This is a genomic window from Maricaulis sp., assembly GCF_034670125.1.
Taxonomy (GTDB): domain Bacteria; phylum Pseudomonadota; class Alphaproteobacteria; order Caulobacterales; family Maricaulaceae; genus Maricaulis.
This window is the reverse complement of the sequence record NZ_JAXMOC010000001.1, coordinates 516,080-540,231: the sequence shown is the minus strand read 5'-3', so window position 1 is coordinate 540,231 and position 24,152 is coordinate 516,080. Positions and strand designations below refer to the sequence as shown.

The 24,152-nt window shown below is 62.2% G+C and carries 26 protein-coding genes; 14 read left to right on the top strand and 12 right to left on the bottom strand.

Annotated features, from left to right (window positions below; all coding sequences use genetic code 11):
• Positions 1 to 2: 2 nt before the first annotated feature.
• Positions 3 to 251 carry a DUF6489 family protein gene (locus VOI18_RS02305; protein ID WP_323760790.1) on the bottom strand — a complete coding sequence of 83 codons (249 nt, stop codon included), beginning with the start codon at positions 249 to 251 and terminating at the stop codon, positions 3 to 5.
• Between the two features lie 249 nt (positions 252 to 500).
• Between VOI18_RS02305 and VOI18_RS02300 the strand changes: the two genes are divergently transcribed.
• On the top strand, positions 501 to 1,325 hold the full coding sequence (locus tag VOI18_RS02300) for a LytTR family DNA-binding domain-containing protein (RefSeq protein ID WP_323760789.1): 825 nt from the start codon (positions 501 to 503) through the stop codon (positions 1,323 to 1,325).
• A gap of 18 nt (positions 1,326 to 1,343) precedes the next feature.
• On the opposite strand, the gene VOI18_RS02295 is transcribed toward VOI18_RS02300, so the two are convergent.
• Positions 1,344 to 1,988: a glutathione S-transferase family protein gene (locus VOI18_RS02295; protein WP_323760788.1), complete on the bottom strand. Its 645-nt coding sequence runs from the start codon at positions 1,986 to 1,988 to the stop codon at positions 1,344 to 1,346.
• A gap of 165 nt (positions 1,989 to 2,153) precedes the next feature.
• Between VOI18_RS02295 and VOI18_RS02290 the strand changes: the two genes are divergently transcribed.
• On the top strand, positions 2,154 to 3,023 hold the full coding sequence (locus VOI18_RS02290; protein ID WP_323760787.1) for a glycerophosphodiester phosphodiesterase family protein: 870 nt from the start codon (positions 2,154 to 2,156) through the stop codon (positions 3,021 to 3,023).
• Positions 3,024 to 3,135: 112 nt separating this feature from the next.
• On the opposite strand, the gene rho is transcribed toward VOI18_RS02290, so the two are convergent.
• The 4 genes from rho to hemE form a co-directional block, all read right to left on the bottom strand.
• On the bottom strand, positions 3,136 to 4,446 hold the full coding sequence (rho, locus tag VOI18_RS02285) for a transcription termination factor Rho (RefSeq protein ID WP_416374845.1): 1,311 nt from the start codon (positions 4,444 to 4,446) through the stop codon (positions 3,136 to 3,138).
• 235 nt (positions 4,447 to 4,681) lie between these two features.
• Entirely contained in the window at positions 4,682 to 5,137 is a 456-nt protein-coding gene (locus VOI18_RS02280) for a CopD family protein (RefSeq protein WP_323760786.1), read from the bottom strand.
• A gap of 21 nt (positions 5,138 to 5,158) precedes the next feature.
• Entirely contained in the window at positions 5,159 to 6,199 is a 1,041-nt protein-coding gene (hemH, locus tag VOI18_RS02275) for a ferrochelatase (protein ID WP_323760785.1), read from the bottom strand.
• Positions 6,200 to 6,215: 16 nt separating this feature from the next.
• The gene (hemE, locus tag VOI18_RS02270; RefSeq protein ID WP_416374844.1) at positions 6,216 to 7,253 is read right to left on the bottom strand and encodes a uroporphyrinogen decarboxylase; all 1,038 of its coding nucleotides are present in this window, start codon (positions 7,251 to 7,253) and stop codon (positions 6,216 to 6,218) included.
• A gap of 445 nt (positions 7,254 to 7,698) precedes the next feature.
• On the opposite strand from hemE, the gene VOI18_RS02265 reads away from it, so the two are divergent.
• From VOI18_RS02265 to dnaQ, 5 genes are all read left to right on the top strand, one after another.
• Positions 7,699 to 8,538, top strand: a complete 840-nt coding sequence (locus VOI18_RS02265) for a pyruvate, water dikinase regulatory protein (RefSeq protein WP_323760783.1) — start codon at positions 7,699 to 7,701, stop codon at positions 8,536 to 8,538.
• A complete protein-coding gene (locus VOI18_RS02260) occupies positions 8,535 to 9,125 on the top strand; it encodes a nucleoside triphosphate pyrophosphatase (protein WP_323760782.1) in 591 nt (196 codons plus the stop codon). Before VOI18_RS02265 ends, VOI18_RS02260 begins: the two co-directional genes overlap by 4 nt.
• Positions 9,122 to 9,964, top strand: coding sequence for a shikimate dehydrogenase (locus VOI18_RS02255; RefSeq protein ID WP_323760781.1), 843 nt, complete (start codon positions 9,122 to 9,124; stop codon positions 9,962 to 9,964). Before VOI18_RS02260 ends, VOI18_RS02255 begins: the two co-directional genes overlap by 4 nt.
• On the top strand, positions 9,964 to 10,566 hold the full coding sequence (gene coaE / locus VOI18_RS02250; RefSeq protein ID WP_323760780.1) for a dephospho-CoA kinase: 603 nt from the start codon (positions 9,964 to 9,966) through the stop codon (positions 10,564 to 10,566). The genes VOI18_RS02255 and coaE overlap by 1 nt, the downstream gene beginning before the upstream one ends.
• Before the next feature lie 65 nt (positions 10,567 to 10,631).
• A complete protein-coding gene (dnaQ, locus tag VOI18_RS02245) occupies positions 10,632 to 11,324 on the top strand; it encodes a DNA polymerase III subunit epsilon (protein ID WP_323760779.1) in 693 nt (230 codons plus the stop codon).
• A 23-nt stretch (positions 11,325 to 11,347) separates the two neighbouring features.
• Here dnaQ and secB read toward each other — a convergent pair whose 3' ends face one another.
• Positions 11,348 to 11,866 carry a protein-export chaperone SecB gene (gene secB / locus VOI18_RS02240; protein WP_323760778.1) on the bottom strand — a complete coding sequence of 173 codons (519 nt, stop codon included), beginning with the start codon at positions 11,864 to 11,866 and terminating at the stop codon, positions 11,348 to 11,350.
• Positions 11,867 to 12,079: 213 nt separating this feature from the next.
• On the opposite strand from secB, the gene VOI18_RS02235 reads away from it, so the two are divergent.
• Genes VOI18_RS02235 through VOI18_RS02225 form a run of 3 tightly spaced genes read left to right on the top strand, consistent with a single transcriptional unit; the run spans position 12,080 to position 14,534 of the window.
• Positions 12,080 to 12,700, top strand: a complete 621-nt coding sequence (locus VOI18_RS02235) for a Tim44/TimA family putative adaptor protein (RefSeq protein WP_323760777.1) — start codon at positions 12,080 to 12,082, stop codon at positions 12,698 to 12,700.
• A 52-nt stretch (positions 12,701 to 12,752) separates the two neighbouring features.
• Entirely contained in the window at positions 12,753 to 13,931 is a 1,179-nt protein-coding gene (locus VOI18_RS02230) for a murein transglycosylase A (RefSeq protein ID WP_323760776.1), read from the top strand.
• 3 nt (positions 13,932 to 13,934) lie between these two features.
• The gene (locus VOI18_RS02225; RefSeq protein WP_323760775.1) at positions 13,935 to 14,534 is read left to right on the top strand and encodes a Smr/MutS family protein; all 600 of its coding nucleotides are present in this window, start codon (positions 13,935 to 13,937) and stop codon (positions 14,532 to 14,534) included.
• Positions 14,535 to 14,543: 9 nt separating this feature from the next.
• Here the strand turns inward: VOI18_RS02225 and hslU are convergent, their stop codons facing one another.
• On the bottom strand, positions 14,544 to 15,851 hold the full coding sequence (gene hslU / locus VOI18_RS02220; protein WP_323760774.1) for an ATP-dependent protease ATPase subunit HslU: 1,308 nt from the start codon (positions 15,849 to 15,851) through the stop codon (positions 14,544 to 14,546).
• Between the two features lie 80 nt (positions 15,852 to 15,931).
• On the opposite strand from hslU, the gene VOI18_RS02215 reads away from it, so the two are divergent.
• Both VOI18_RS02215 and VOI18_RS02210 read left to right on the top strand, forming a co-directional pair.
• Positions 15,932 to 16,351 carry a VOC family protein gene (locus tag VOI18_RS02215; protein ID WP_323760773.1) on the top strand — a complete coding sequence of 140 codons (420 nt, stop codon included), beginning with the start codon at positions 15,932 to 15,934 and terminating at the stop codon, positions 16,349 to 16,351.
• An 86-nt stretch (positions 16,352 to 16,437) separates the two neighbouring features.
• Entirely contained in the window at positions 16,438 to 16,914 is a 477-nt protein-coding gene (locus VOI18_RS02210) for a hypothetical protein (RefSeq protein ID WP_323760772.1), read from the top strand.
• Between the two features lie 90 nt (positions 16,915 to 17,004).
• On the opposite strand, the gene hslV is transcribed toward VOI18_RS02210, so the two are convergent.
• The 3 genes from hslV to VOI18_RS02195 form a co-directional block, all read right to left on the bottom strand.
• Positions 17,005 to 17,574 carry an ATP-dependent protease subunit HslV gene (gene hslV, locus VOI18_RS02205; RefSeq protein WP_323760771.1) on the bottom strand — a complete coding sequence of 190 codons (570 nt, stop codon included), beginning with the start codon at positions 17,572 to 17,574 and terminating at the stop codon, positions 17,005 to 17,007.
• A gap of 85 nt (positions 17,575 to 17,659) precedes the next feature.
• Positions 17,660 to 19,705 (bottom strand): putative bifunctional diguanylate cyclase/phosphodiesterase, encoded by a 2,046-nt coding sequence (locus VOI18_RS02200; RefSeq protein ID WP_323760770.1) that lies wholly within the window; start codon positions 19,703 to 19,705, stop codon positions 17,660 to 17,662.
• 216 nt (positions 19,706 to 19,921) lie between these two features.
• The gene (locus tag VOI18_RS02195) at positions 19,922 to 20,938 is read right to left on the bottom strand and encodes an adenosine kinase (RefSeq protein WP_323760769.1); all 1,017 of its coding nucleotides are present in this window, start codon (positions 20,936 to 20,938) and stop codon (positions 19,922 to 19,924) included.
• A gap of 92 nt (positions 20,939 to 21,030) precedes the next feature.
• Between VOI18_RS02195 and VOI18_RS02190 the strand changes: the two genes are divergently transcribed.
• Positions 21,031 to 21,927 carry a hypothetical protein gene (locus VOI18_RS02190; RefSeq protein WP_323760768.1) on the top strand — a complete coding sequence of 299 codons (897 nt, stop codon included), beginning with the start codon at positions 21,031 to 21,033 and terminating at the stop codon, positions 21,925 to 21,927.
• Between the two features lie 559 nt (positions 21,928 to 22,486).
• On the opposite strand, the gene nth is transcribed toward VOI18_RS02190, so the two are convergent.
• Entirely contained in the window at positions 22,487 to 23,188 is a 702-nt protein-coding gene (gene nth / locus VOI18_RS02185) for an endonuclease III (RefSeq protein ID WP_323760767.1), read from the bottom strand.
• Positions 23,189 to 23,296: 108 nt separating this feature from the next.
• Between nth and VOI18_RS02180 the strand changes: the two genes are divergently transcribed.
• The gene (locus VOI18_RS02180; RefSeq protein WP_323760766.1) at positions 23,297 to 24,145 is read left to right on the top strand and encodes a methylated-DNA--[protein]-cysteine S-methyltransferase; all 849 of its coding nucleotides are present in this window, start codon (positions 23,297 to 23,299) and stop codon (positions 24,143 to 24,145) included.
• The last annotated feature ends 7 nt before the right edge of the window (positions 24,146 to 24,152 follow it).

The window sequence follows — 24,152 nt, the reverse complement described above, 5'->3', positions numbered from 1 at the left end:
TACTACTTGTCCTTACCGGTCCCGCTCACGCCCCCGGCCTGACGCATCATCTCCATGAATTGATTGGTCATTTGACCACCAACCGCCGACCATTGGCGCATCAGGGCCTCTGGCTCCATGGAGTCCAGATTGGCTTCGGTCCGCTTGACCACTTCATCGACCATCGCATCATTGATCCGCGACACGTCCGGAAGGCCCAGGAAGTGCCGCGCTTCTTCAGGCGTACAATCAATATCGATCTTGACCTTCATACCGGCCTCGCTTGCACAGGGTTGCGGCCTGTCACCCTGACAGGCCCGTTCACCCGACAACATAGCGGCATCCCCGGCTGGTGGGCAGGGGTATCCGCCGACAAGACTGAAACGTCATGCCTGGCCCGATCACAGGCCCGCACCATCTCGCGCAATTGTCAGACGCTGGCCCCTTGCTGAACAGGCCCAGCCTGCGAGACTGACCGCCTGACGCTTCGACACCGGGACGGCCTACAGCGGGATTTGACTTTGGCTTTCGCAGACGAAATACGCGACGTCCGACGCAGCGGCTTCCCGCTCCGTGCACCTTTCCTCGCCATCACGTCAACGACGTGGCTGGCCTGCCTCCTCATATTCACGACCGCCGCCTGGCTCGACGCGGTGCGCCAGGACCCTCAGGCCGACTACACGCTTTACCTGCTGGCCTGGGCGCGCGGTCTCCTGCCCTGGCTGATCCTGTTTCCGATCGTCTTCAAACTCGGCGCCCGCGACAGCCATTCCAATCTGCGCGAGAGCGCGGGCTCGGCTGTTCTGGCCGGCATCACCAGCATGGTCGCCATTCTGGCCTACGCCGCGATCGCATTTTCAATCGGCACTGACAGAACGCCGCTCCAGACCCTGAGCAGTTTCGGGGTCCGGGACTTCCTCTGGGACGTGGTCCTGTTCGCCATGGCCTTCCTGGTCGGCCGCCAGATGCGGCCTCCCCCGGATCCACAAACCGCCCAGACACCTCAAAAGGGGTCCCTGGCGGTGAAATCCAGCGGCCGCGTGGACTATGTTCCTGTCGCCGAAATCCTGGGCGCCACGGCCCAGGGCAATTACATCGCCCTCCACCTCAACGATCGGGATGTCCTGCACCGGACCACCATGGCCCAACTCGTGACCGCCTTGTCCGGGGCCGGCTTTGTCCGCATACACCGCTCCCACTTGGTCAATCCGTCATGCGTCCGTGTCGCCCGCTCCCGCGGCGAGAGTTTTCGCATGGTCGAACTGACCAATGGTGCCCGGTTGCCGGTCTCGGACCGGTATCGGGCGGACGTCCGCGAGCGCCTTGACCAACGCGTTCTCGGCTGACCTCACTGACGCCCGCAATTAGGCCGGGACCGCCTCAGCCGCGCTGGCAGCAACCCACCCGGGCCGAGCCGTCAATCGCGAAAAATAGGCTTTCACAGGCTCGGGCGCATCGTCGAACTGTTTGATGATCTTGAGCAGGAACAACATGTATCCAACCGAGATATCGGCCGCGGTGAACCGACCACCGGCCAGATAGTCCCGATCCTTCAGACCATGGTTGGCCAACAGGTCGAGCACTTTGACGGTGTCCGCCTTGGCCGACTTGGCGATTGCCGCATTGCGCGCCTTTTCGGGCAGCAGGACCGTGTGCGCCAACAGAAGGGTGACCGGCATGATCATCCCGCTTTCCCCGAAATGCAGCCATTGCAGGAAAAGATCGTAATCCGCCTCGTCCGGCCTGACGTCGAGATCCGTCGGTCCATACCGACCCATTACGTATTGCAGGATGGCAACCGACTCGAACATGACGCGACCCTTGTCCGCCAATGCCGGTACTTTGCGCAGGGGGTGCACGTCGGCATAGGCCTCGTCACCAGCTGGCCGTTGGGCAAACGCCACGTTTTCCAGGGTGTAAGGCAGACCCATTTCCTCCAGCAACCACCGCACCCGGATCGAGCGGGTGCGCGGTGCGTGATAGAGACGCAAATCTGAATGATCGACCACGATGTTTCTCCCCGTGTTCTGGAACAAGCTTCCGCTTATGATGGCCTCGACAGGCTGTCATTGAAAGCATACCCGTCCCTGCAAGCCACCACGAATAGACGCATGCCACTGATACAGTCCTGCCAGACTGACATTCCGGACCACTGCCCAGCCTGGAGATCCATCATGCGACAGACCCCAATCGCCGCCCTGGCCTTGCTGACTGCCTGTACGCAAGCCGCGAACGCCCCGTCCATGGAACGGGCAGCGCCCGCCATCGCCATGGATTGTTTCCGCGACGCTGATATATCCATGCTCGCCGCCCATCGCGGTGGACCGGCTCCCGGCTATCCTGAAAACGCCCTCACCAGCCTGGACCGACTGATCGAGCTGGGCGTGCTCTACGCCGAGATCGATGTCCGCCGGACCGCCGATGGCGTCCTGTTCCTGCTGCATGATGATACCCTGGACCGGACAACATCCGGATCGGGACCCCTTGACGGGCTGACCTGGGAGGAATTGTCAGGCCTTCGGCTTCACGACAATAACGGCAGACCGACCAACGCAACCCTGCCCACCCTCGCAGACGCGATTGCTCTTGCACGTCGGACCGGCCTCGTCCTCAATCTCGATCTCAAATCAATTCCGGCCGGGGATATTGTCGCGTTCGTCCATGATCAGGATGCCCGCGATCAGCTGGCCATCATCACCTATACCGTGGCTGATGCAGCCGCCGTTCACGACCTTGATCCCGGCCTGCTCCTGTCCGTTCCGAACGATCTGCCCGCGCTCCGCCGCGCGGGGCTCAATCTGGACGCCAGCTATGTCTGGATGGGAACCGGTTCGCTCGACCCTGTCGCCGATACCCGTCTGGCCGATCTTGGCCTGGAAACGTCAGCAGGCCTCTTTCGCCGCGAGAATGGCCGTCCGGAGCTCTATCTGGAAGCGCGCGACGCCAATATCGAACTGATCGCTGTGGATGATGTGGAAACTGCAGTCCGAGCGCTTGGCGGTGCCGAGACCCTGCATAACCAGATCGCCGCCTGCCGTGGTTAGGGACGGCCCTGTGACCCATCCGACCGGGTGGCCGACCGGATCCCGCACCGCTGATCTGCATGCGACAACGATCGCCAGGGGCCGGCAACCCGGCCCCTGAAACGGTCGATGATCAGGTATTCATCGAGTCGAAAAACTCGTCATTGGTCTTGGTCTGACGCAGCTTGTCGAGAAGGAACTCGATGGCATCCTGGGCGCCCATCGGGTTGAGGATGCGGCGCAGCACGTACATTTTCTGCAACTGACCGCGATCCACCAGCAATTCTTCTTTCCGGGTTCCGGACTTGAGAATGTCGATGGCCGGGAAGACGCGCTTGTCCGCAACCTTGCGATCGAGCACGACTTCCGAGTTACCCGTACCCTTGAATTCCTCGAAGATGACTTCATCCATCCGCGAACCGGTATCGATCAGCGCAGTGGCAATGATGGTCAGAGAACCGCCATGCTCGATATTCCGGGCAGCGCCGAAGAAACGTTTCGGGCGTTGCAGCGCATTGGCATCGACACCACCGGTCAAAACCTTGCCCGAGGACGGAACCACGGTGTTGTAAGCCCGTCCCAGACGCGTGATCGAATCCAGCAGGATCACGACATCGCGGCCGTGCTCGACCAGACGCTTGGCTTTTTCTATCACCATTTCAGCCACTTGCACGTGACGCGTCGGTGGCTCGTCAAAGGTCGAGGAAATCACCTCGCCTTTCACGGTACGCTGCATGTCAGTCACTTCTTCCGGCCGTTCATCGATCAAAAGCACCATCAGGTAACAATCCGGGTGATTGCTTTCGATGGCATGGGCGATGTTCTGCAGCAGTACGGTTTTACCGGTCCGCGGCGGGGCGACGATCAGGCCACGCTGGCCCTTGCCGAGCGGAGACACGATGTCGATGACCCGACCGGAACGATCCTTCACCGTCGGATCGGCCAGCTCCATGTTGAAGCGGCTTTCGGGGTAAAGCGGTGTCAGATTGTCGAAATGAACCTTGTGACGGGCTGATTCCGGATCCTGGAAATTGATGGTCGAGACCTTGAGCAGCGCGAAATAGCGCTCGCCATCACGCGGGCTGCGGATCTCGCCCTCGACCGTGTCACCAGTCCGCAGACCGAATTTGCGGATCTGGGTCGGAGACACATAAATGTCGTCCGGGCCGGCGAGATAATTGGATTCCGGCGACCGCAGGAAACCGAACCCGTCCTGCAACACTTCCAGCACACCGCCGCCATGAATTTCGACATCCCGTTCGGCGAGCGCCTTGAGGATGGCGAACATCATGGCCTGTTTGCGAAGCGAGGAGGCATTCTCGATCTCGAGGGCTTCCGCAAACTCGACCAGTTCGGTCGGCTTCTTCTCCTTGAGACCCTGCAGCGACATGCGCTCCAGACCGTCAAGCAAGGCGGGAACAGGTAAGGAAATTTCGTCGGTCATGATGATACTATCAGCTCAAGCACAAGAGCGTGGCCCCGGACAGGCCTTACGCGATCAAGCAAGCCGGGTGCCGCCAAAGCAAGGAAGACCCGAGAATTGAGGAGCAGACGGGCGCGCTGTGGTTTACGCGTCTCACGTCACGAAAGAAGGGATCCTGTAAAAGGAGTCGAGAAACCCTTGCCATGCAGCCCGCCCATCGTCAAGCGCAAGCCGCTCGGACCCCAATCCCCGCCGATCAGTTCAAGGCCACAACAGCCACCAGAACAATGGCAATTGCCAACACGAACGGGGCTTCGTTGAGCATGCGATAGCGCTTGTCCGACCAGTCATTGGTACCGGCCTGAAAGCGTTTGTATCGGATCGCGAATACATGATGCAGGCCTGTCATTGCACTGATCAGCACAAATTTCCCGAGCCAGGCCAGGCTCAAAAAGACAGACCAACCACCGGCCCGCTCCATATTGGCCCAGATCAGCGCCAACCCGATTACCCAGGCGACAATCATGGCCGGGTTCATGATGATCTTCAAAAGCCGGTGTTCCTGCAGCTTCAACGTCTCGTCCAGCTCGCCGCCGGGAATGGCCGCACAATGATAGACATAGAGACGCGGCAGATAGAGCAGCCCCGCCATCCAGGCGATCACAGCCAGGATGTGGAAGGCTCTCAGCCAGTCATAGGCAGCCAGCAGCATGATGATGAAGTCCCGGTTTCGTCAGGCCGCAGATTTGCACGGACACCCGCTGCAGTCAGCCGGACAAATCCGCTCACCATCAGCGGAATGCAGCCCGGCCGGTCGTTTCAGGGCCTCGCTGACCAGATTCGCCAGGCCCTCGATAAAGACCGGGTCCTGACCGAGCGCCGGCACCCGAATATAGGTTTCAATACCCATTTCCTCAGCGATTTCCGCATATTCTTCGTCGAGCTCGACCAAGGTTTCAATATGCTCGGAGACAAAGGCAATCGGCGACAGCAAAATCGATTTGCCGTCATCGGCGGCCTGTCTGATCGCCACATCCGTTGACGGCCCGATCCATTCCAGCGGCCCCACACGGCTCTGATAGCAGATCTGATAATCCGGAAACTCGGGCAATTGCCGAACAACAGCCTGAACCGTCCTTTCGACCTGCCATTGATAGGGATCGCCGGCCTCGATTATCTTCTTGGGCAGGCCGTGGGCCGAGAACAGCAAGCGCACATTGTCGGGCCGTCCGGCTTTCTCCCAGGATTTGCGGATCAGGCTTGCATGGGCATCCAGAAAAGCCGGCTCGGTCGGATAGCAACACACTGTCCGGGTTTCCGGACCGCCCGCCTTGCGCCAGGCCTTCAGCGAGGATGCCGTAGTCGTTGTCGAGAACTGCGGATAAAGCGGCAACAAAACGGTCTCGTCCGGCTGCCAGGCCTTCACCTCATCGGCCACATCCTCGGTGAAGGGGTGCCAGTATCGCATGGCCGGCCATATTCGGACGTCGTGGTCGGGCCAGCGAGCACCCAGCTGCTCCGCCAGCATGTTGGCTTGGCGGATCGTTTCCGGCAGCAAAGGAGAACCCCCACCCATTTTGGCGTAGTTGGCCTTGGCTTCCTTCGCGCGGGTCATCGAAATGAACCAGGCAAGCGCTTCTCTCACCAAACCCGGAGCCTGGATGATTGCCGGATCGCGGAACAGGTTCCGTAAAAAGGGCTGAACTGACTCCTGCCCGTCCGGTCCTCCGAGGTTGAACAGGACCACAGCGAGTTTCTGGCGTGCTTTGTCCAATGTCCGTTCTCCCGGATCAGGTGCGGTCGCGAATGCGTGCCAGAAGCTGCTCGACATGGGCAACCGGCACGTCCGGCGTGATGCCGTGGCCAAGATTGAAGATATGGGGTCGACCGGCCCAATGGTCCAACAATCGGTCAATCTCGCCATCCAGCGCCGACCCGCCGGCCCGCAGAACGGACGGATCGAGATGGCCCTGTACCGGCATGCCTTCCGGCAGGACAGATTGAATCCAGACCGGATCAACGCCAGTGTCCACCGCGATCGCGGTCACGCCGGTTTCCCGCGCATAGCGGGGATAGAGAGTGCCTGCACCGCGCGGAAACCCGATAATGGGAACTTCGATGCCGGCAGCTCGTACCGCGTCAACAATCCGCTTGGTCGGCCGGATAACGACCCGTTCAAACAGCGGTTCCGGCAAGCCTTCGGCCCAGCTGTCAAACAGTTTGAGAACTTCGGCACCGCAGCGGGCCTGCATGATCAGGTACTCGGCGGTGACATCGGCGATACGGTCCAGCATGCCGTCGAAAGCCTCGGGATGTTCCCAGGCCGCGACCCGGGTCCGGAAACGGTCCTTCGACCCGCCTCCCTCGACCATGTAGGTCGCGACCGTCCAGGGTGATCCTGCAAAGCCGATCATGGTGGTGGTATCGGGCAGTTCGGGAACCACGCGCTGGAGGGTTTCGCCGATCGAGCCGAGAACGGCTTCGGTCTGATCAAGCCGGAGCGCTTCAAACTGGCGCGGATCGAAGGGCTCCAACTGGGGACCCTCACCGGTGACGAACCAGACCTTGCGACCCAGCGCGATCGGCACAAGCAGGATGTCAGCAAACAGGATCGCGGCGTCGAAGCCAAAGCGACGGATCGGCTGCAGAGTCACTTCCGCCGCGAGATCCGGAGAAAAACAGAAATCGATGAAGTTCTTCGCCCGTGAGCGCACCTCCCGATATTCAGCGAGATAACGACCGGCCTGGCGCATCAGCCAGACGGGTGGCGGGGAGACGGTTTCTCCGGCCAGGACCCGGAGCATCGGCTTGTGTGTCATGTCATTCATCCGCCCTGCTTAGGCATGTCTTCCCACAGGATCAATCTGTGCCCTTCATCTCTCAAAAAAAGAATCTAAGGATTGTAGAAGATTGTAGTGCCGTGAATGTCGGGGAAGACCCGTACTATCCCCGCAATCCCGTCTCGCTCCTGACGGGTTTATCCATCCACAGGCTGTCAGGAACGGTTCGCGGGAAAGTTTGATTCACTGTTGTTTTTCAATCCCAAGGCTTCAAGACCTATTGTGGAATGGCAGTGGATAACGAACTGTGCAAAACCGGTGTCGGTCTGGATTGCTCACAGCCTTCTCCACGCATCCCGGTACTGTGGAAACTCATGTGGGTTTTTCGTGGTAAGACCCGGCACTACCCACAACCGTCCGAGCCGGATTGCCGAGGCGGGGAAAACAGCCCAACTTATTAACAAATGGTAAACGTCAAACCGTGATCGGTCCCATGCCTCCCATCAACTCTCCTTTTGAAACCTGCTTTCACATCCACATGGTGTCCGACTCGACCGGTGAGACCCTGATGGAAGTCATGCGGGCCTCGGTTGCCCAGTTCGAGGGAACCAGTCCGCTGGAACACCTCTACGCGCTTGTCCGCTCGTCCAAACAGCTCGACCGGGTTCTCGATGAGGTCGAGGCCTATCCCGGTGTCGTGATGTACACGATCGTCAATGCCGATCTGCGCCGGGAGCTGGAGACACGCTGCGTCGAACTCGGGGTTCCGGCGATTGCCATCCTGGACCCGATGCTGGCGACCCTGAGTGCCTATCTGGGCAGACCGGTTGCCAGCCGCGCGGGAGCACAGCGTTCGCTCGATGCCGATTATTACCGACGCATCGACGCCCTCAATTATGCAATGGCCCATGATGACGGCCAGGGCGAGGATTTCGAGGGTGCCGACATTGTCCTGCTCGGCGTGAGCCGAACGTCAAAGACCCCGACCAGTGTCTACCTGGCCCATCGGGGATTCCGGGCCGCGAACATTCCGTTGGTTAAAGATGTCCCGATCCCCGAAGCATTGTTCAGTCTGCGCAATCCGCTTGTGGTGGGACTGACTGCGTCGCCCGAGCGTATTGTCCAGATTCGCCGCAATCGGTTGCTCAGCCTGAACGAGGACCGGGACACCAACTATATTGATGATTTTGCGGTCAGGGAGGAAATCCTGTTCGCCAAGCGGCTGTACGCCAAGCACAAATGGCCGACCATCGATGTGACCCGGCGGTCAATCGAGGAAACAGCCGCCAAAATCATCAATCTGCTCATGGAAAAACGGAACCTGACGGCATGACCCGGTTCATCCTTGCCTCGGGCAGCCAGATCCGAGCCGACATCCTGCGCCAGGCGCAAATCCCGTTTGAAACCATCAAGTCGAATGTCGATGAAGGTGTGATCAAGGCTGAACGGGCAGACCTGTCGCCGCGGGACATGGCCCTGTGCCTGGCCGAAGCCAAGGCAGAACCTGTCTCGATTGCCAATCCTGACGCCCTGGTCCTGGGCGCAGACCAGACCATGGAGCTGGATGGCGACCTGCTGGACAAATTACCCGACGCGGCGTTGGCCAGGGCCCGGCTGGAACGCATGCGCGGCCGGCCCCATTGCCTGCATTCGGGCCTGGCCCTGCTGCAGGCGGGAGAGCCGGTCTGGCGGCATCAACAAACCTCGACCCTGCATGTCCGCGCGTTCAGTGACGCCTTCCTCGACCAGTATCTCGAGCAGGCCGGATTTGCCCTCACCGCCAGTGTTGGCGCCTATGCCTATGAAGGCTTGGGGGCGCAATTGTTCGACCGGGTGGATGGTGATTACTACGCCGTTCTTGGCTTGCCGCTCCTGCCCCTGGCGGCGGTCCTGCGCGAACACGGAGTGCTGCCACAATGATCCCCACCGGAGCAGCCCTGGTCGCCGGTGTGACTGGCGATCCCATCGCGCATTCCCTGTCGCCGGTTGTGATGCGCCACTGGATCGATGCTGCGGAAATCAATGCGCTGTACGCGCCGTTTCCGATCAGCGCCGAAAATTTTGACAGTGTCGTTCGCGGCTTGGCCCGGGCGGGTTGTCGCGGTCTCAATGTCACCTTGCCGCACAAGGAAGCGGCGCTGGAACTGGCGCAGACAGCGTCCGGTCCGGCCCGCGCGGTCGGGGCCGCCAACCTGCTGACATTCACGCCATCCGGAATCCATGCTGACAATACTGACATTGCCGGTTTTCTGTACGCCCTCGCTCCCGCCAATGTTGAGTTCAGCCAGGCTAGGGCGCTGGTTTTTGGCGCGGGTGGCGCCGCCCGGGCCATGCTCTATGCCCTGCTGACAGTCGGCGTGACAGACATCGCCATCTGCAACCGCAATATTACCCGCGCCCAGGGGCTGGCGCGGGACATTGTCCCGGCGGCACGCATAATTCCCTGGGAAGCCCGCGACGATGCCCTGCAAGGCCGAAACCTGATCGTCAACGCGACCTCTCTCGGTTTGGCTGGTCGCGACGATCTGATGCTCGACTGGCAACGGGTCGGACCCGGTAGTGTTGCGTTCGACAGCATCTATACGCCTGTCAAAACACGCTTTCTCGTCGACGCCCGCGCGCGTGGCCTGACCGCGATCGACGGGCTGGACATGCTGATCGGACAGGCCCGTCCAAGTTTCGAGGCCTTCTTCAAGCGCCCGGCCCCGGCCCTCACCGACCTGCGAACCCGTCTGCTCAAGCATCTCGAGGCGCATTGATGTTGCGGGTTGGACTCACCGGGTCGATCGGCATGGGCAAATCGGCAACGGCGCAACTATTCAGGGATGCCGGCATACCGGTTTTCGACTCCGACGCGACCGTTCATGCGCTTTACGCGCCGGGAGGCGCGGCGGTGGCGCCGGTGGCCAAGGCATTTCCCGGCGTGGTGGTCGACGGGGCGATTGACCGGGCCAGGCTGTCCGAGGCACTGAAGGCCGATCCGGACGGATTCGGGCACCTTGAAACCATTGTCCATCCGCTGGTCAACGAAGCCCGCGAGCGTTTTGTCATCGCCGAGGCTGCCTTGGGGCACGAGCTGGTCGTTTTCGATGTGCCGCTTCTGTTCGAGACAGGCGGTGACAGGCAGGTCGACAGCGTGATCGTCGTGCACGCACCCGATGATGTCCGCCGCGCCCGGGTATTGCAGCGGCCCGGCATGACGGCAGCCAGGCTGGACGCCATAATCGCCCGTCAAATGGATGATTCGACCAAGCTGGCACGGGCTGACCATGTCATTGAGACGTCCGCTGGCATGGACGATGCCAGACGCCAGGTCGGTGATATCCTCAAACTATTGAAAGCACAGGCCAGTCGGACCTGAATACGATCCGGTCCGGATCGGCGACGTGACCCGGACAGGCAAGGAAAGCAAGGCGGGACAGGGCTATGCGGGAAATCGTCTTCGATACGGAAACCACCGGTCTCGATCCCAATTCGGGTGACCGGATCACCGAGCTGGGTTGTGTCGAGCTCGTCGACTTCATTCCCACCGGCCGGACTTTCCATGCCTATGTGAATCCGCAGCGTTCCGTTCCCAAGGAAGTGGTCGAAATCACCGGCCTGACCACAGAATTCCTCGCTGACAAACCCTTGTTTGACGAGGTCGGTCCGAAATTCGTCGAGTTCGTCGGCGATGCGACCATGGTCGCCCACAATGCGCCGTTTGATCGTGGCTTCATCAATATGGAACTGGCCCGGCTGGGCCTGGAGACCTATGCCGATGACCGCTTCAAGGACACGGCACGGATCGCCAGGGCCAAGTTCCCCGGCTCCTACGTCTCGCTTGATGCACTTTGCAAACGCTTCGACATATCGCTCGACACGCGTGACAAGCACGGCGCCCTGATCGACTCCCTGTTGTTGGCGGAGGTCTATCTTGAATTGATGGGAGGGCGGACCCGGGCGCTGGATCTCAGCGGCCAGGGAAGTGGCGGTGCCGGGAAGGTTGAATTTCCGGCGAGGCCGCCGCGAGCGGAACCCCTGCCCGGACGCCAAACAGACTCAGAGCGCGCCGCCCATGCCGCCTTTGTTGACGAAATGGGCGAGAACGCGCTCTGGAAGAAACTGACGATCCAGTAGGAACGTCCGGTCAGTCAACGGGTCTAGTTGGCAGCGGCCGGATCGCCATTGCCATTGCTTTCCGAGCCCGGAGCGGCAGCGGCGCGCTTGGCGAGCTGGGCGCGGTAGAGGCCCGCGAAATCAACCGGATCAAGCATGAGCGGCGGGAAGTTTCCGTCGCGCGTGGTGTCGGCAAGAACCCGGCGTGCGAACGGGAAGATCAGCCGCGGACATTCGATCAGCAGGAAAGGCTCGCGATCGGTTTCGCCCACATTGGCGAGCTGGAACAGGCCGGCATAGGACAGCTCGGCGATGAAAACGACCGACTCGTCGCGCGAGGCCTTGGCATTGACCGTCAGGACGACTTCGAACGTGTCCTCGCCAGCGGTGCGAGCCTGTACGTCGATGGCCAGGTCAATGGCCGGAGCGGGCTGGCCGGGGCGCAGCGTTTCCGGGGCACCCGGGTTTTCGAAGGAGAGGTCCTTCACATATTGCGCGAGAACGCGCAGCTGCGGCGCTTGGGCTGCAGCATTGTCGGCGGGCGTGTTGGGTGCGTCGGTCATGGAACTCCCCGGATGGGTCTGTAAACGGCTGGCCTGGAACGGCCGGGTCAATGAGAGCGCGCCCGTTAGCATGGCCACCGGCCAGCGGCAAGCAGGCAAGACCACAGTGCAAAGGCTGACGCGCGACCAAATTGAGCCTATATCTTACGCGATGACATGTCCGCGCGTGCGGACGTCACGCGCGTTTGGCTCAGCAAAGGTACGACCGTCCTCATGGATATCTGGACCCTTATTGGTGGTGTTGCCGCGATTTTCTTCGCCTATCGCCTCTATACCGTGTTGGGGCGGCGGGAAGGCCATATGGAGGCCCCGACCCCGCAGGCAAAGCCTGCAACAGCGTCTGACTCCGACAAGACACCCAATCTGCGACCCGCATTCGAGGGACCGGCCGCCGCCGGGTTGGAGGCCATCGCGGCCGTCGATACGCATTTTGACCCGACCGCGTTCAAGGACGGCGCCCAGAACGCCTATGTGATGATCGTGGAGGCGTTCGCCGCCGGGGACCGCAAGACGCTCGAACCGCTTCTGGCGCCGAATGTCCTGCAGCGCTACACCACGGCAATCGACCAGCGTGCTGATCGTGGCGAAAGCGTTCGTACGGAAGTCGAGCGCCTGAAAGACATCGACATCATCGAGGCGGGTCACGCCGACCATACCGCCCGTATCAAGGTCCGCTTTGTCGCTGAGATCGCGACCGAGACCCGTGACAGTGATGACGTGGTGATTGCCGGCGATATCGGCCGCCTGTCCACTGTCACCGAGGACTGGGTGTTTGAACGCCGGACCAACAAGGGTGATCCCAACTGGGTGCTGACCCGTGTTGCCGCGGTTTGATCGCTGCCTCCTGATCGGTGCTGTGTTGCTGGCGTCATGCCAGCCGCGCCCGATGGAACCTGACCCGCTGCCCGAGCCGGAACCGCCGGCTGTCGAGCGACCGGAAACCCTGGATTTCCAACCTGTTGACTGGTCCGAAATGCGGGCCTGGCCGGACCGTGACCTGGCGCCGGCCCTGCAGGCGTTCCGGCGCAGTTGCGAGCGTCTTGACCGGCGCGCCGATGCCGATCCGCTCAATCCCCAGGCCCGGTGGGCTGGTCGGGTGGAGGACTGGCGCGGCGCCTGCGCCGCGGCAGCGATGACGGTTCCCGGTCCCGAGGCGGCGCGAGCCAGCCTGGAAGCCGTGTTCACGCCGGTCCGGCTGCTGGCTCGCGATGCGGAAACGGCCGAGACCCGGACCGACGGGCTGCTGACCGGCTATTACGAGCCTTATGTGGAAGTCCGGCGCGAGCGACAGGGCGCCTTCATCCAGCCCTTGCGACGTCGGCCCGATGACCTCGTGACGGTGGATCTGGGGCGTTTTGACGACTCCCTGGCGGGGCGCCGGATCGTGGGTGAGGTCCGTGACGGAGAGCTGGTCCTGTACAAGGACCGAGCCCGGATCGAGGCTGACAATGCCGGTGAAATTTTCGCCTGGGGCCGCCCGGTCGATGTGTTTTTCCTGCAGATCCAGGGCTCGGGTCGGCTGGTTTTCGCTGATGGTCATGAAGAACGCGCCGCGTTTGCCGCGCATAACGGCCTTCCCTACCGGTCGATCGGGCGCGAACTGGTCCAGCGCGGCGAGCTGGAAGCCCATGCCGCGTCGAAACAGGGCATTGAGGCCTGGCTGGCCTCCCGGGGGCCGGAAGCCACCGCAGAACTTTTTGGCGTCAATCCGCGCTATGTGTTCTTCCAGAGTGAAAGTCTCGCCAATCCCGAGCTCGGCCCGCGCGGGTCATCCGGTGTCGCTCTGACGCCCATGGCATCCCTCGCCGTGGACACCCGGGTCATGGCGCACGGCGTGCCGGTCTGGTTGTCGGCGGATTTGTCGGAACTGGAAGGGTGGACCGGTCTGGTGATCGCGCAGGACTCCGGCGGCGCCATCAACGGACCGCTGCGCGGCGATTTCTTCTGGGGCTGGGGCGAAACCGCCGAGCGACGTGCCGGCACGACACGAGCCCGTGCAGAGTGGACAATCCTGCTGCCCCATACCGTTGTGGCGCGCCTGTTTGCCGATCCTGAGCCGAACTGATCGATGAGCCGCAAACGGACCATGCGCCCGGAGGAGCGAGCGCTCTGGAGTCGCGTTGCCAAATCGGTGAAGCCGATCTCCCAGGATCGGCTTCGGTCCCTTGAAGACCCGGTGCCGCCCGCACCGCAAGCCCCAAAACCCTCAGGCCAGAAGTCGATGGATACGGCGGCGCGGGCTTACAATACCGGCATCCAGCCCGCACCGCGGGACCGTCCGGTGGCGGCTTATGATCCCCCGACCCCGCATGACCGGACCGGGGAAAAACGGGTCCGGCGGGGCCGTCTCGCGATTGATGGGCGGATTGACCTGCACGGACTGACCCAGGACCAGGCGCTGCGTTCGCTCCGTCACTTCCTGCAAATGGGCCACGCTGCCGGTTACCGGACGGTTCTGGTCATCACCGGCAAGGGCTTCAAATCCCGTGAGCGTGAAGTGGCGCCCTGGGAAAAGGTTGAAGAGCCGGGGGTACTTCGGCGCAAATTACCGGAATGGTTGGGACTTCCAGAATTCAGTCAGTATGTGTCAGGGTATGCGAGATCGCACGCCCGGCACGGTGGAAGCGGCGCGTTCTATGTCACGCTGAGGGTCCGGGCCAGGGACTGAGCGAACCGGCTACAGGATGAATTTTGACAGGTCGGCATTCTTCGCGAGCGCACCGACATGCTCGGCCACATAGTCCGCATCGATGGTGATCTCCTGGCCTGACCGGTCGGAGGCGGTAAAGGAGATGTCCTCGACCAGTTTTTCCATCACCGTTTGCAGGCGCCGGGCGCCGATATTCTCGACACTGGCATTGACGTCTGCCGCCAGCTTGGCAAGCGCGTCGATGGCGTCGTCGGTGAAGGTCAGGGTCAGCCCCTCGGTTGCCAGCAGCCCGACATATTGCTTGATCAGGCTGGCTTCGGGCTCGACCAGGATCTGTTTGAGATCGGCTTCGCTGAGGGCAGACAGTTCGACGCGGATCGGCAGGCGTCCCTGAAGCTCCGGCAACATGTCCGACGGTTTGGCAACATGGAAGGCCCCGGAAGCAATGAACAGGATGTGGTCGGTCTTGATGGCGCCGTGCTTGGTGGCAACGGTGGTGCCCTCGATCAATGGCAGAAGGTCGCGCTGCACGCCTTCGCGGGAGACGTCGCCGCCACGGGCGTCAGCGCGGGCCGCGATCTTGTCGATCTCGTCGAGGAAGACGATGCCGTCATTCTCGGCCAGCTTGATCGCCTCTGCCGTGATCTGGCTGTCATCCAGCAACTTGTCGGCCTCTTCATTGATCAAGGGTTCGTAGGCGTCCTTGACCTTCATCCTCACGGTCTTGGTCTTCTGTCCGAAGCCCTTGCCCAGGATGTCGCCGATATTGATTACACCCGCGCCGCCGGTCGGCATGCCCGGAATATCGAGCATCTGCATGCCCGACCCGGTGTCCGCCAGCTGGATCTCGACATCCTTGTCGTCGAGCTCGCCGGCCAGTAATCGCTTGCGGAAGCTTTCGCGCGTGCTTTCGCTGGCATTGGGGCCGACCAGGGCGTCAACCACCCGGTTCTCGGCCGCGGCATGGGCCTTGGCCTTCACATTCTCGCGTTTGGTTTCGCGCACGATGTTGATGGCTATTTCCACCAGGTCGCGGGCAATCTGTTCGACGTCGCGACCGACATAGCCGACCTCGGTGAATTTGGTGGCTTCGACCTTGATGAAGGGGGCGCCGGCCAGCTTGGCCAGGCGGCGCGAGATTTCGGTCTTGCCGACACCGGTCGGCCCGATCATCAGGATGTTCTTCGGGGTGACTTCCTCGGCCAGCGCATCGTCCAGCTGACGGCGACGCCAGCGATTGCGCAGGGCAATGGCGACAGCCTTCTTGGCGTCGGCCTGTCCGACGATGAAGCGGTCGAGTTCGGAGACTATCTCGCGGGGGGTAAAATCGGTCATTATCGTCTTTGCGTTGCTTGCGCGTCCAACTGATGTAATGAGCTGCAGGCTCCAAAACCAGACCTGAAAGGCACTTGCCGATGACCCGACCGAGATTTCACCTCGCCTTTGCGGTCGATGACCTGCCTGCGGCCCGGCAGTTTTACGGTGACCTGTTGGGGTGCCGGGAAGGCCGGTCCAGCGAAACCTGGGTCGATTTCGACTTTTTTGACCACCAGATCGTGGCCCACCTCGCGCCACAGGAATGCGGCAGCGTGAATACAGGGGCTGTTGATGGCAAGCAGGTCCCGGTCCGGCATTTCGGACTCCTGCTCGACTGGGCCGACTGGGAGGCGCTGGCCGGACGCCTGCGGGAGGCGGGGCAGGACTTCATCATCGAGCCCTATGTCAGATTTGCCGGCGAAGCCGGAGAGCAGGGCACGTTTTTCGTTCGTGACCCGGCCGGCAACGCACTGGAATTCAAGACTTTCCGAGATGAGGCGCACGTTTTCGCCGGTTGATCGCGCCCGGCCCGCCCTTGCGGTGAAGGGTGGAATCCGCCGACAGTGGTGATCCGGCTCCGCAAGTCTGACGAAAGGGGTACCGGATGGATCGGAATGACCTCGGCCGGTCACCCTATGTCCGGTGGCTGTCCCGTTTTTCGTTACTGTTGCTGGGTCTTCACACGATCTATGTCACCGGCTGGGCCGTGGTTGATATCGCGGTTCGCGTGGGTGTCTGGCCAACGGGCCTGTGGGGCTGGGACGGCGAGGCGTTCTTCGCGTCGCTGGCTGTGTGGCAGGAAGTGGCCTTCTTTTCGTCGACCGTCCTGGCCCAGTTCAGTATCTGGCTGCATTTCAAGCGCAGCGCACTGATCATCCCGGTCTTTCTCGTCTCTTATTTCCTGTACCGCCTCGACAGCTTCTTCCTGACGCTGAATGACCTGTTCAACGGCGTCGGAGGCTTCGAGACCTTTGCGCCGATGCTGATCCTGCAACTGGCCCTGCTTCTGGCGCTGATGTTGCTGTGGGGCGAGGGGTATTTCGACCGGCCGGCATTCCGCGCGCGGCCGGGCCGAACCTGATCCAGGCCGAACTTGATCCAGGCCTGAACCAAGCCCGGGACGGGTCTGGGACGGGTCTGGGACAGGGCCGGACGCCAGCCTGGTCCCGGATTACGCGTCGAGGGTTTCGACCGTCAGGTTTTCATTGGTGTAGACGCAGATCCGGGCGGCGATCTCCATGGCCTTGCGGGCAATGATTTCCGGATCGGCTTCATAGTCAAAGACCGCGCGGGCGGCTGACAGGGCGTAGTTTCCGCCGGATCCCACAGCAACCACGCCGTCTTCGGGTTCCAGGACGTCGCCGGCGCCGGTCAGCAGGAAGGTTTCGCTACGGTCGCCGACAATCAGCATTGCTTCGAGACGACGCAGATAACGGTCTGTTCGCCAGTCCTTGGCCAGCTCAACACAGGCCCGCGCCAATTGTTTGGGATACTGCTCCAGCTTTGCTTCCAGGCGTTCAAACAGGGCGAAGGCATCGGCCGTTGCGCCCGCGAAACCGGCGATCACGTCACCACCGGCCAGTCGGCGGACCTTGCGGGCATTGCCCTTCATCACCGTCGGACCGATCGAGACCTGGCCGTCACCGGCAACCACCAGCCGGCCACCCTTGCGGACGGCGATGATAGTGGTGCCGCGCCAGTGACTGGCGTCGGCATAGTCGGGTGGGGAAGGTTGAGTCATGGACCGGTCTCCGCAGGATGTCGTCCACACGATGTGGCCGACCCGGCGGAGCGGATCAAGGGGGCAAGCTGCCGGGCCGGGGTAATTACTCGCCGACGGCGCGGCGGGAATGGCTCTCGGTGGCAAAGGCCACGAAGTCGCTGGCCGGCATCGGACGGGCGAACAGGAAGCCCTGGGCCAGGGTTGCACCCTGGGCCCGCAGCATCTGGTGCTGTTCCGGCGTCTCCACGCCTTCGGCGACCGTTTCCAGCTTCAGCGATTTGGCCATCGCCAGGATCGTCTCGACCACGATGCGGGCGTGATGGTCGGTGGTCATGTCGCGCACGAAGCTCTGGTCGATCTTGAACACATCAAATGGCATCCGCGTCAGATAGGCGAGCGAGGAGTGGCCGGTGCCGAAATCATCGATGGCGAAGTTCACGCCACGATCGCGCAAGGGCTGGACCTGTTCGATCACCCGCTCGGGGTTTTCCATGGCAATGGATTCGGTCAGCTCCAGCTCGAGCAGATGTGGCGGCAGATTGGCGGCGGCGAGGGCTTCCAGCACCGAGTCCGCAAAACCGTCGCGCTCGAACTGCATGGCTGACACGTTGACAGCGACCGGAATTTCCAGCCCCAGATCACGCCAGGCGGCCGCTTCACGACAGGCGGCGCGCAAGACCCAGTCTCCGATCTCGCCGATCAGGCCACATTCCTCGGCGGCCTCGATAAAGGCACCCGGCGACAGCAGGCCCGCCGTCGGGTGTTGCCAGCGCACCAGGGCCTCGCAGCCGGCACAGGTGCCGTCCGTCATCAGCACCTTGGGCTGGTAGAAGACCACCAGCTGATCCTGGGCGACAGCATCGCGAAGTTCATTTTCCAGGACCAGGCGCTCGAAAGCGGACTGGTTCATGGACGGTTCGAAGAATTGGGCGGCAGAGCCCCCGGCCCGCTTGGCGTGCGCCATGGCGAGATCGGCGTGCCGCATCAGGGTTTCGGGGTCGGCTCCGTCCTGCGGGAAGACCGCGACACCGATCGACACGCCCAGGAACACCTGGTGGCCGGAAATCTCGAACGGCAGGCGAATGGCGTCGACCAGCTTGTTGGCGATCCTGGCAGCGTCGGCGCTGTCCTCGATGGTTGGCAGGAGCACGGTGAATTCGTCGCCGCCCAGACGCGCCACCATGGACGGTTCATCGGTATGGCCCGAGGCCATGTCACAGCCACGCGTCACTTCCGACAGCCGGCGTCCGACCATTTCCAGAAGGCGGTCGCCCTCGCCTATGCCGAGCGAGTCATTGACGCGCTTGAACCGGTCGAGATCGAGGAAGAGAACCGCACCCGAGCCGCCGTCCTCCAGCGATTTGCGCGCCACCCGTTCCGTTTCCTTGCGGAAACGTTCCCGGTTGGGCAGTTCGGTGACCAGGTCGACATAGGCCAGTCGGTGAATGCGTTTGAGATTGCCATCGAGGCGGGCAAACATGCGATTGAAGGCATTGGCGAGCACTTCCAGCTCATCGCCGGTCTTTACCGAGATACGCATGTCGAGATTTTTCGACGATGCCAGCCGGGCCGCGTCCGTCAGGGTCTGCACAGGGCGCAAGGCCCGGCCCACGACCAGCGCCGCCAGCGGCAGGAAGATGCCGAGGGCAAACAGCGCGATCAGTGTCTGGCGCTGGAATGCGGCATTCCGCGACGCGACCAGCTCAACGAGTGGCTGCCGCATGTAGACCACGCCCACCAGACGGCGGGACTGGGTGTAAACCGGAGCGGCAACCTCCAGCATGCTGTCGTGAAGATCATAGCGCAGATCACCTGCGCCCAACGACATCACGGCGATGTCGGCGGCTCGCAGATGGCCCTGTTCCCGGCCATCATCATAGGCCTCGCCGAGCACTTCGCGCCGATTGTTGAGCACATACATCTGGGATGCACCAATGGAGGCAATGAGCTCTTCGACATAAATGTCGACATAGGTGGCGTCATTGGTCGAGATCGGATTGGCGAGGCGACTCGCGGTCGCCTGCAAGGTCGCAACCGACCGCTCGATCAGAAGATTACGCGTCTCGCGTTGTGCGGACACGTTCTCCAACGTCATCAGCATGAGTGTCGTTGCGAAAATCAACGCGCCGGTCAGAAGCGTGAACTTCATGACCAGAGACCGCATTACTCGCGCAACCGCTTTGCGGATGGGTGCCATGTTAACCCCTGAACGCTCCCCAGAGAGGGTCGCGCATTCGCCACCAAACACCGGGTGAATGTCGCCACTCGCCCGTTCTCAGCGTCCAGAATGTCAGCAAGCACTTGAATTGTGGTTAAAATGTCGGAATTGTTTCATTAAGTTTTGAGGTAAATCGTCGGCATCCCTTTATTCAAAGGCAATTCCGGCTGTTGCTGCCAGTGATTTCAGTGAGATTTCCGGTCTCGCACCGTAGTGGGAGATCACCTCGGCGGCACAAATCGCCCCCATTCGGCCCGCTTCGGCCAGCGGTTTTTCCCGCGCGACCCCGAGCAGGAAACCGGCCGCGAAAAGATCGCCGGCTCCTGTGGTATCAACCAGTTGTGCGACGGGTTCGGCGGCGATGGTGACCATTTCATCGCCACGGGCAATGACGGCGCCCTTCTCCGAGCGGGTCACCGCGACAATGGCCACGTCCTTGCGCGCCTGGGCCATGGCAGCATCGAAGTCGCTGGCCTGGTAGAGCGCGATGATCTCGGCCTCGTTGGCGAGCAGGATGTCGATATGGTGGGCGACCAGGTGGCGGAAGGCGGCCCGGTGTCGTTCGACGCAGAATACATCCGACAGGGTCAACGCCGTACGGCGCTTGTGGGCAGCGGCCATTTCAGCGGCTGCCACATAACCACGCTTGGCTTCCTCGCGATCAAAGAGATAGCCTTCAAGATAAATGATTTCAGAGGCCTGCAGGGCGGCTGCGCCAGCTGCGACATCCTCTTCCGTGACCAGTGCGGCGGCGCCGAGGAAGGTCGACATCGAGCGTCCGGCATCCGGTGTGACATTGATCAGGCAACGCGCCGTGGCGGGACCGTCGGTCAGTGGCGGCGTGTCGAAATGAACACCGATGGTGCGGATGTCGTGGGTGAAAATTTCACCCAGCTGGTCAGCCGCGACCTTGCCGATATAGGCGGCCTTTCCGCCCAGTGATGCGATGCCGGCCACCGTGTTGGCAGCTGAACCACCCGATGCTTCCTTGCCGGGCTGCATGCTGGCGTAGAGTGTCCGGGCCCGATCTTCATCGATCAGGGTCATCGCGTCCTTGGCGATTCCTTCTGCGGCGAGAAAGGCATCGGTGGCGGGCGAGAGAACGTCGACGATGGCATTGCCAACAGCAAGCACGTCAAAACGGGCATCGGACATCGGGGTCATCCATTTCGGCTGGTTTCCTTGGCAGGGTTAAACGCAGCGCCGCTCCAGAACAAGACTTGCCGTCACGCCGGCGCGCGGCTAGCCAGCACTCCATGACCCGGATCGCCTTCCTCACCGCCAGCTGCATGCTGCGCGACCACCCGGATGCCCGCAAGGACTACTGGGAATACGAGCTTGAAATTGCGGCCCTGCAGCCGGCCTGCAAGGCGATCGGCCTGGATCTCGAACCGGTCATCTGGGACGCACCGGCCTTCGACCCGTCGGCCTTCGACGCTGTCGTGATCGGAACCTGCTGGGACTATATGGAGAAGCCCGAGGCGTTCCTGGCGATGCTGGAGCGTTGCAGCCGTGAGACGCGGCTGCTCAATCCGCTGGATACCGTGCGCTGGAACAGTCGCAAGACCTATCTCCGGGACCTGGCTGCGCGCGGCGCGCCGATGATCCCGACCGTGTGGGCTGACGCTGCCAATGCGGACACGATCCAGGCGGCGTTCGAAACGCTGGGGGCCGACGACATCGTGGTCAAACCGGTGCTCGGTGCCGGCGCCTGGCGTCAGGCCCGCCTGCAACGTGGCGATGCGCTTCCGTCGGCGGACCTGCTGCCGCCGGCCGACTGCATGATTCAGCCTTTCCTGCCGGCTGTGGCGGAAGAGGGTGAATACGCCTTCCTTTTTTTCAACCGGGAATTTTCCCATTGCGCCCGCAAGATCCCGGCGACCGGCGATTATCGCGTCCAATCCGAATATGGCGGCCATGAAGAGGTCCATACGCCCAGTGCCGACGAACTGGTGCTGGCGCGCTCGGTGCTCGATTGTATCGAGGGCGATGTCCTCTACGCCCGGGTCGACATGCTGCGCGGCCTCGACGGCAAACTCGCCCTGATCGAGATCGAGCTGATCGAACCCTATCTCTATCCCGAGCAAGGCCCGCGGATTGGCGAGGTCTTTGCCCGGGGGCTGACGGCAATCCTGGCACGCCAACCGGCTTGATCGGGCCTTGAGCGGCGAAGCGGCGTATGGGGTGACAAACACGCCTGAACCCAAACCCTATCCCCGCCCACGCACCCCTTTCCTTCTCCCCTGGGAGAAGGTGGCCGGAGGCCGGATGAGGGGGATTCCTGCTGCACTCACCGGGATTTACCCCTCACCCTGACCCTCTCCCAAGGGAGAGGGAAAGTGCGCTTTGGCAAATAAAATCACCAAACTTATCCCCACCCCTCGCCACCAGGCGATAATGGCTTTGGTTTTCGGGACGGGAGGCACGAGCTCAGTCACTTGTGCCCGGAAACGAGCGGAGCCTGTCCGCGTGCGGGGATGACAGCCCGACACTCCGGCAGGGCGTGCGACCAGGTCGCGGGGCACTAAACGACCGACCCCATCTACCTGACGCATTGGAATCGGGGGCGAGAGCGTCCGGGAAATCTCCGCGAGCGGGATGCTTGTCGAAGCCTACCGTTTTAAAATCAGCGCTTTATCGGCTCCGGCCGACATCCCGCTCCCTCCCTTCCAAACGCCAGGCGATCGCGCCGTGGCGCCATCGGTGCGTGGATCAGGCGCCTTTCGGTGCGGGTGTCTTGTCCTTGAACTGGCAGATATCCTCGACGGGGCAGCGCCAGCATTCCGGCTTGCGGGCCTTGCACAGGTACCGGCCATGCAGGATCAGCCAGTGATGCGCGCCCTGGCGGAATTCGTCCGGCATGATCTTTTCCAGACGCAGTTCGACCGCCAGCGGATCCTTGCCCGGTGCCAGCCTGGTTCGGTTGGAGACGCGGAAAATATGGGTGTCGACGGCGATGGTCGGGACCCCAAACGCCTCGTTCATGACCACATTGGCGGTCTTGCGACCGACGCCGGGCAGGGCTTCCAGCGCGGCCTGGTCGGCCGGAACCACGCCACCATGTCGTTCGATCAACAGGCGGGAGAGGGCGATGACATTCTTGGCCTTGGTGCGGAACAGGCCGATTGTCTTGACCCGGTCGCGGACATGGTCTTCGCCCAACGTGACCATTTTTTCCGGCGTGTCGGCTTCCTGGAACAAGAGACGGGTTGCCTTGTTCACCCCGACATCGGTGGCCTGGGCCGACAGGGCGACAGCGACCAGCAGCGTGTAGGGATTGGTGTAGTCCAGCTCGGTCTTGGGATCAGGTCGATCCTGGGCCAGCCGGGCCATCAGGTCGTGGGCCTGTTCGCGATTGAGGCCACGCGGTTGGCGCTTGGTGCGTGTCTTCGTCCGGGCGGGAGGCTTGGTCATGGCGTCACCTATAGCAAGGCCATCGGTCAAGTCATCCCGCTTCCTGCGCCGACAGCCGACCGCAAGAAGCGGGTGGAGCAGCGCCAGCGAGCGCGTACACTCCGTCTCATGACAGCTGAACTCTACACTCTCGACGCTTCGTCCAAGGACTATCACCGCATCGCTGGTGCCCTGGCCTATCTGGGTGACAACTGGCGGGATCATCCCGACCTGGATAGGGCCGCCCGGGCGGCTGGCCTGTCGCCGCATCATTTCCAACGGGTTTTCACCCGCTGGGTGGGAGTGTCGCCGAAGAAATTCGTCGGCGCCCTGGCCCATGATGCCGCTCGTGAAGCCCTGGATGACGGTGCCTGCATGCTGGATGCGGCCTTCGAGGCCGGCCTGTCCGGTCCCGGACGCCTGCACGACCTGTTCATCGCCCACGAGGCGGTGACGCCCGGAGATGCCAAGCGGCGGGGTGCGGGTCTGACCTTCACCTGGGGAGTCGCACCCTCGCCGTTTGGCGATGCTGTGATGCTGGTCGCGCCGCGTGGCCTGTCGGCCATGGCCTTTGCGGACCCCGATATTGAAAGCGGGTTCGCCGATCTTGAAGCGCGGTATCCGGCTGCGGCCTACACACGTGATGACGGTGTTACGCGTCAGTGGGCCGAACGCATTTTCACCCCGAGCGAGCGCGAGACGCTGCCCCTGGCGCTCTACGGAACGCCCTGGCAACGCCAGGTCTGGCGGGCGCTCCTGACGATTCAGCCCGGCGAAACCACCAGCTACAAGGCGATCGCCGAGCACGTGCAATCGCCCAAGGCGTCGCGAGCCGTGGGCGCGGCCGTGGGCGCCAACCCGATCTCCTGGCTGATCCCGTGCCACCGGGTCCTGGCATCCAATGGCAAGCTGACCGGCTATCACTGGGGTGTGGATCGCAAGCGGGCGATGCTCGCCTATGAGACCGCGAGGGGTTAGATTGGCG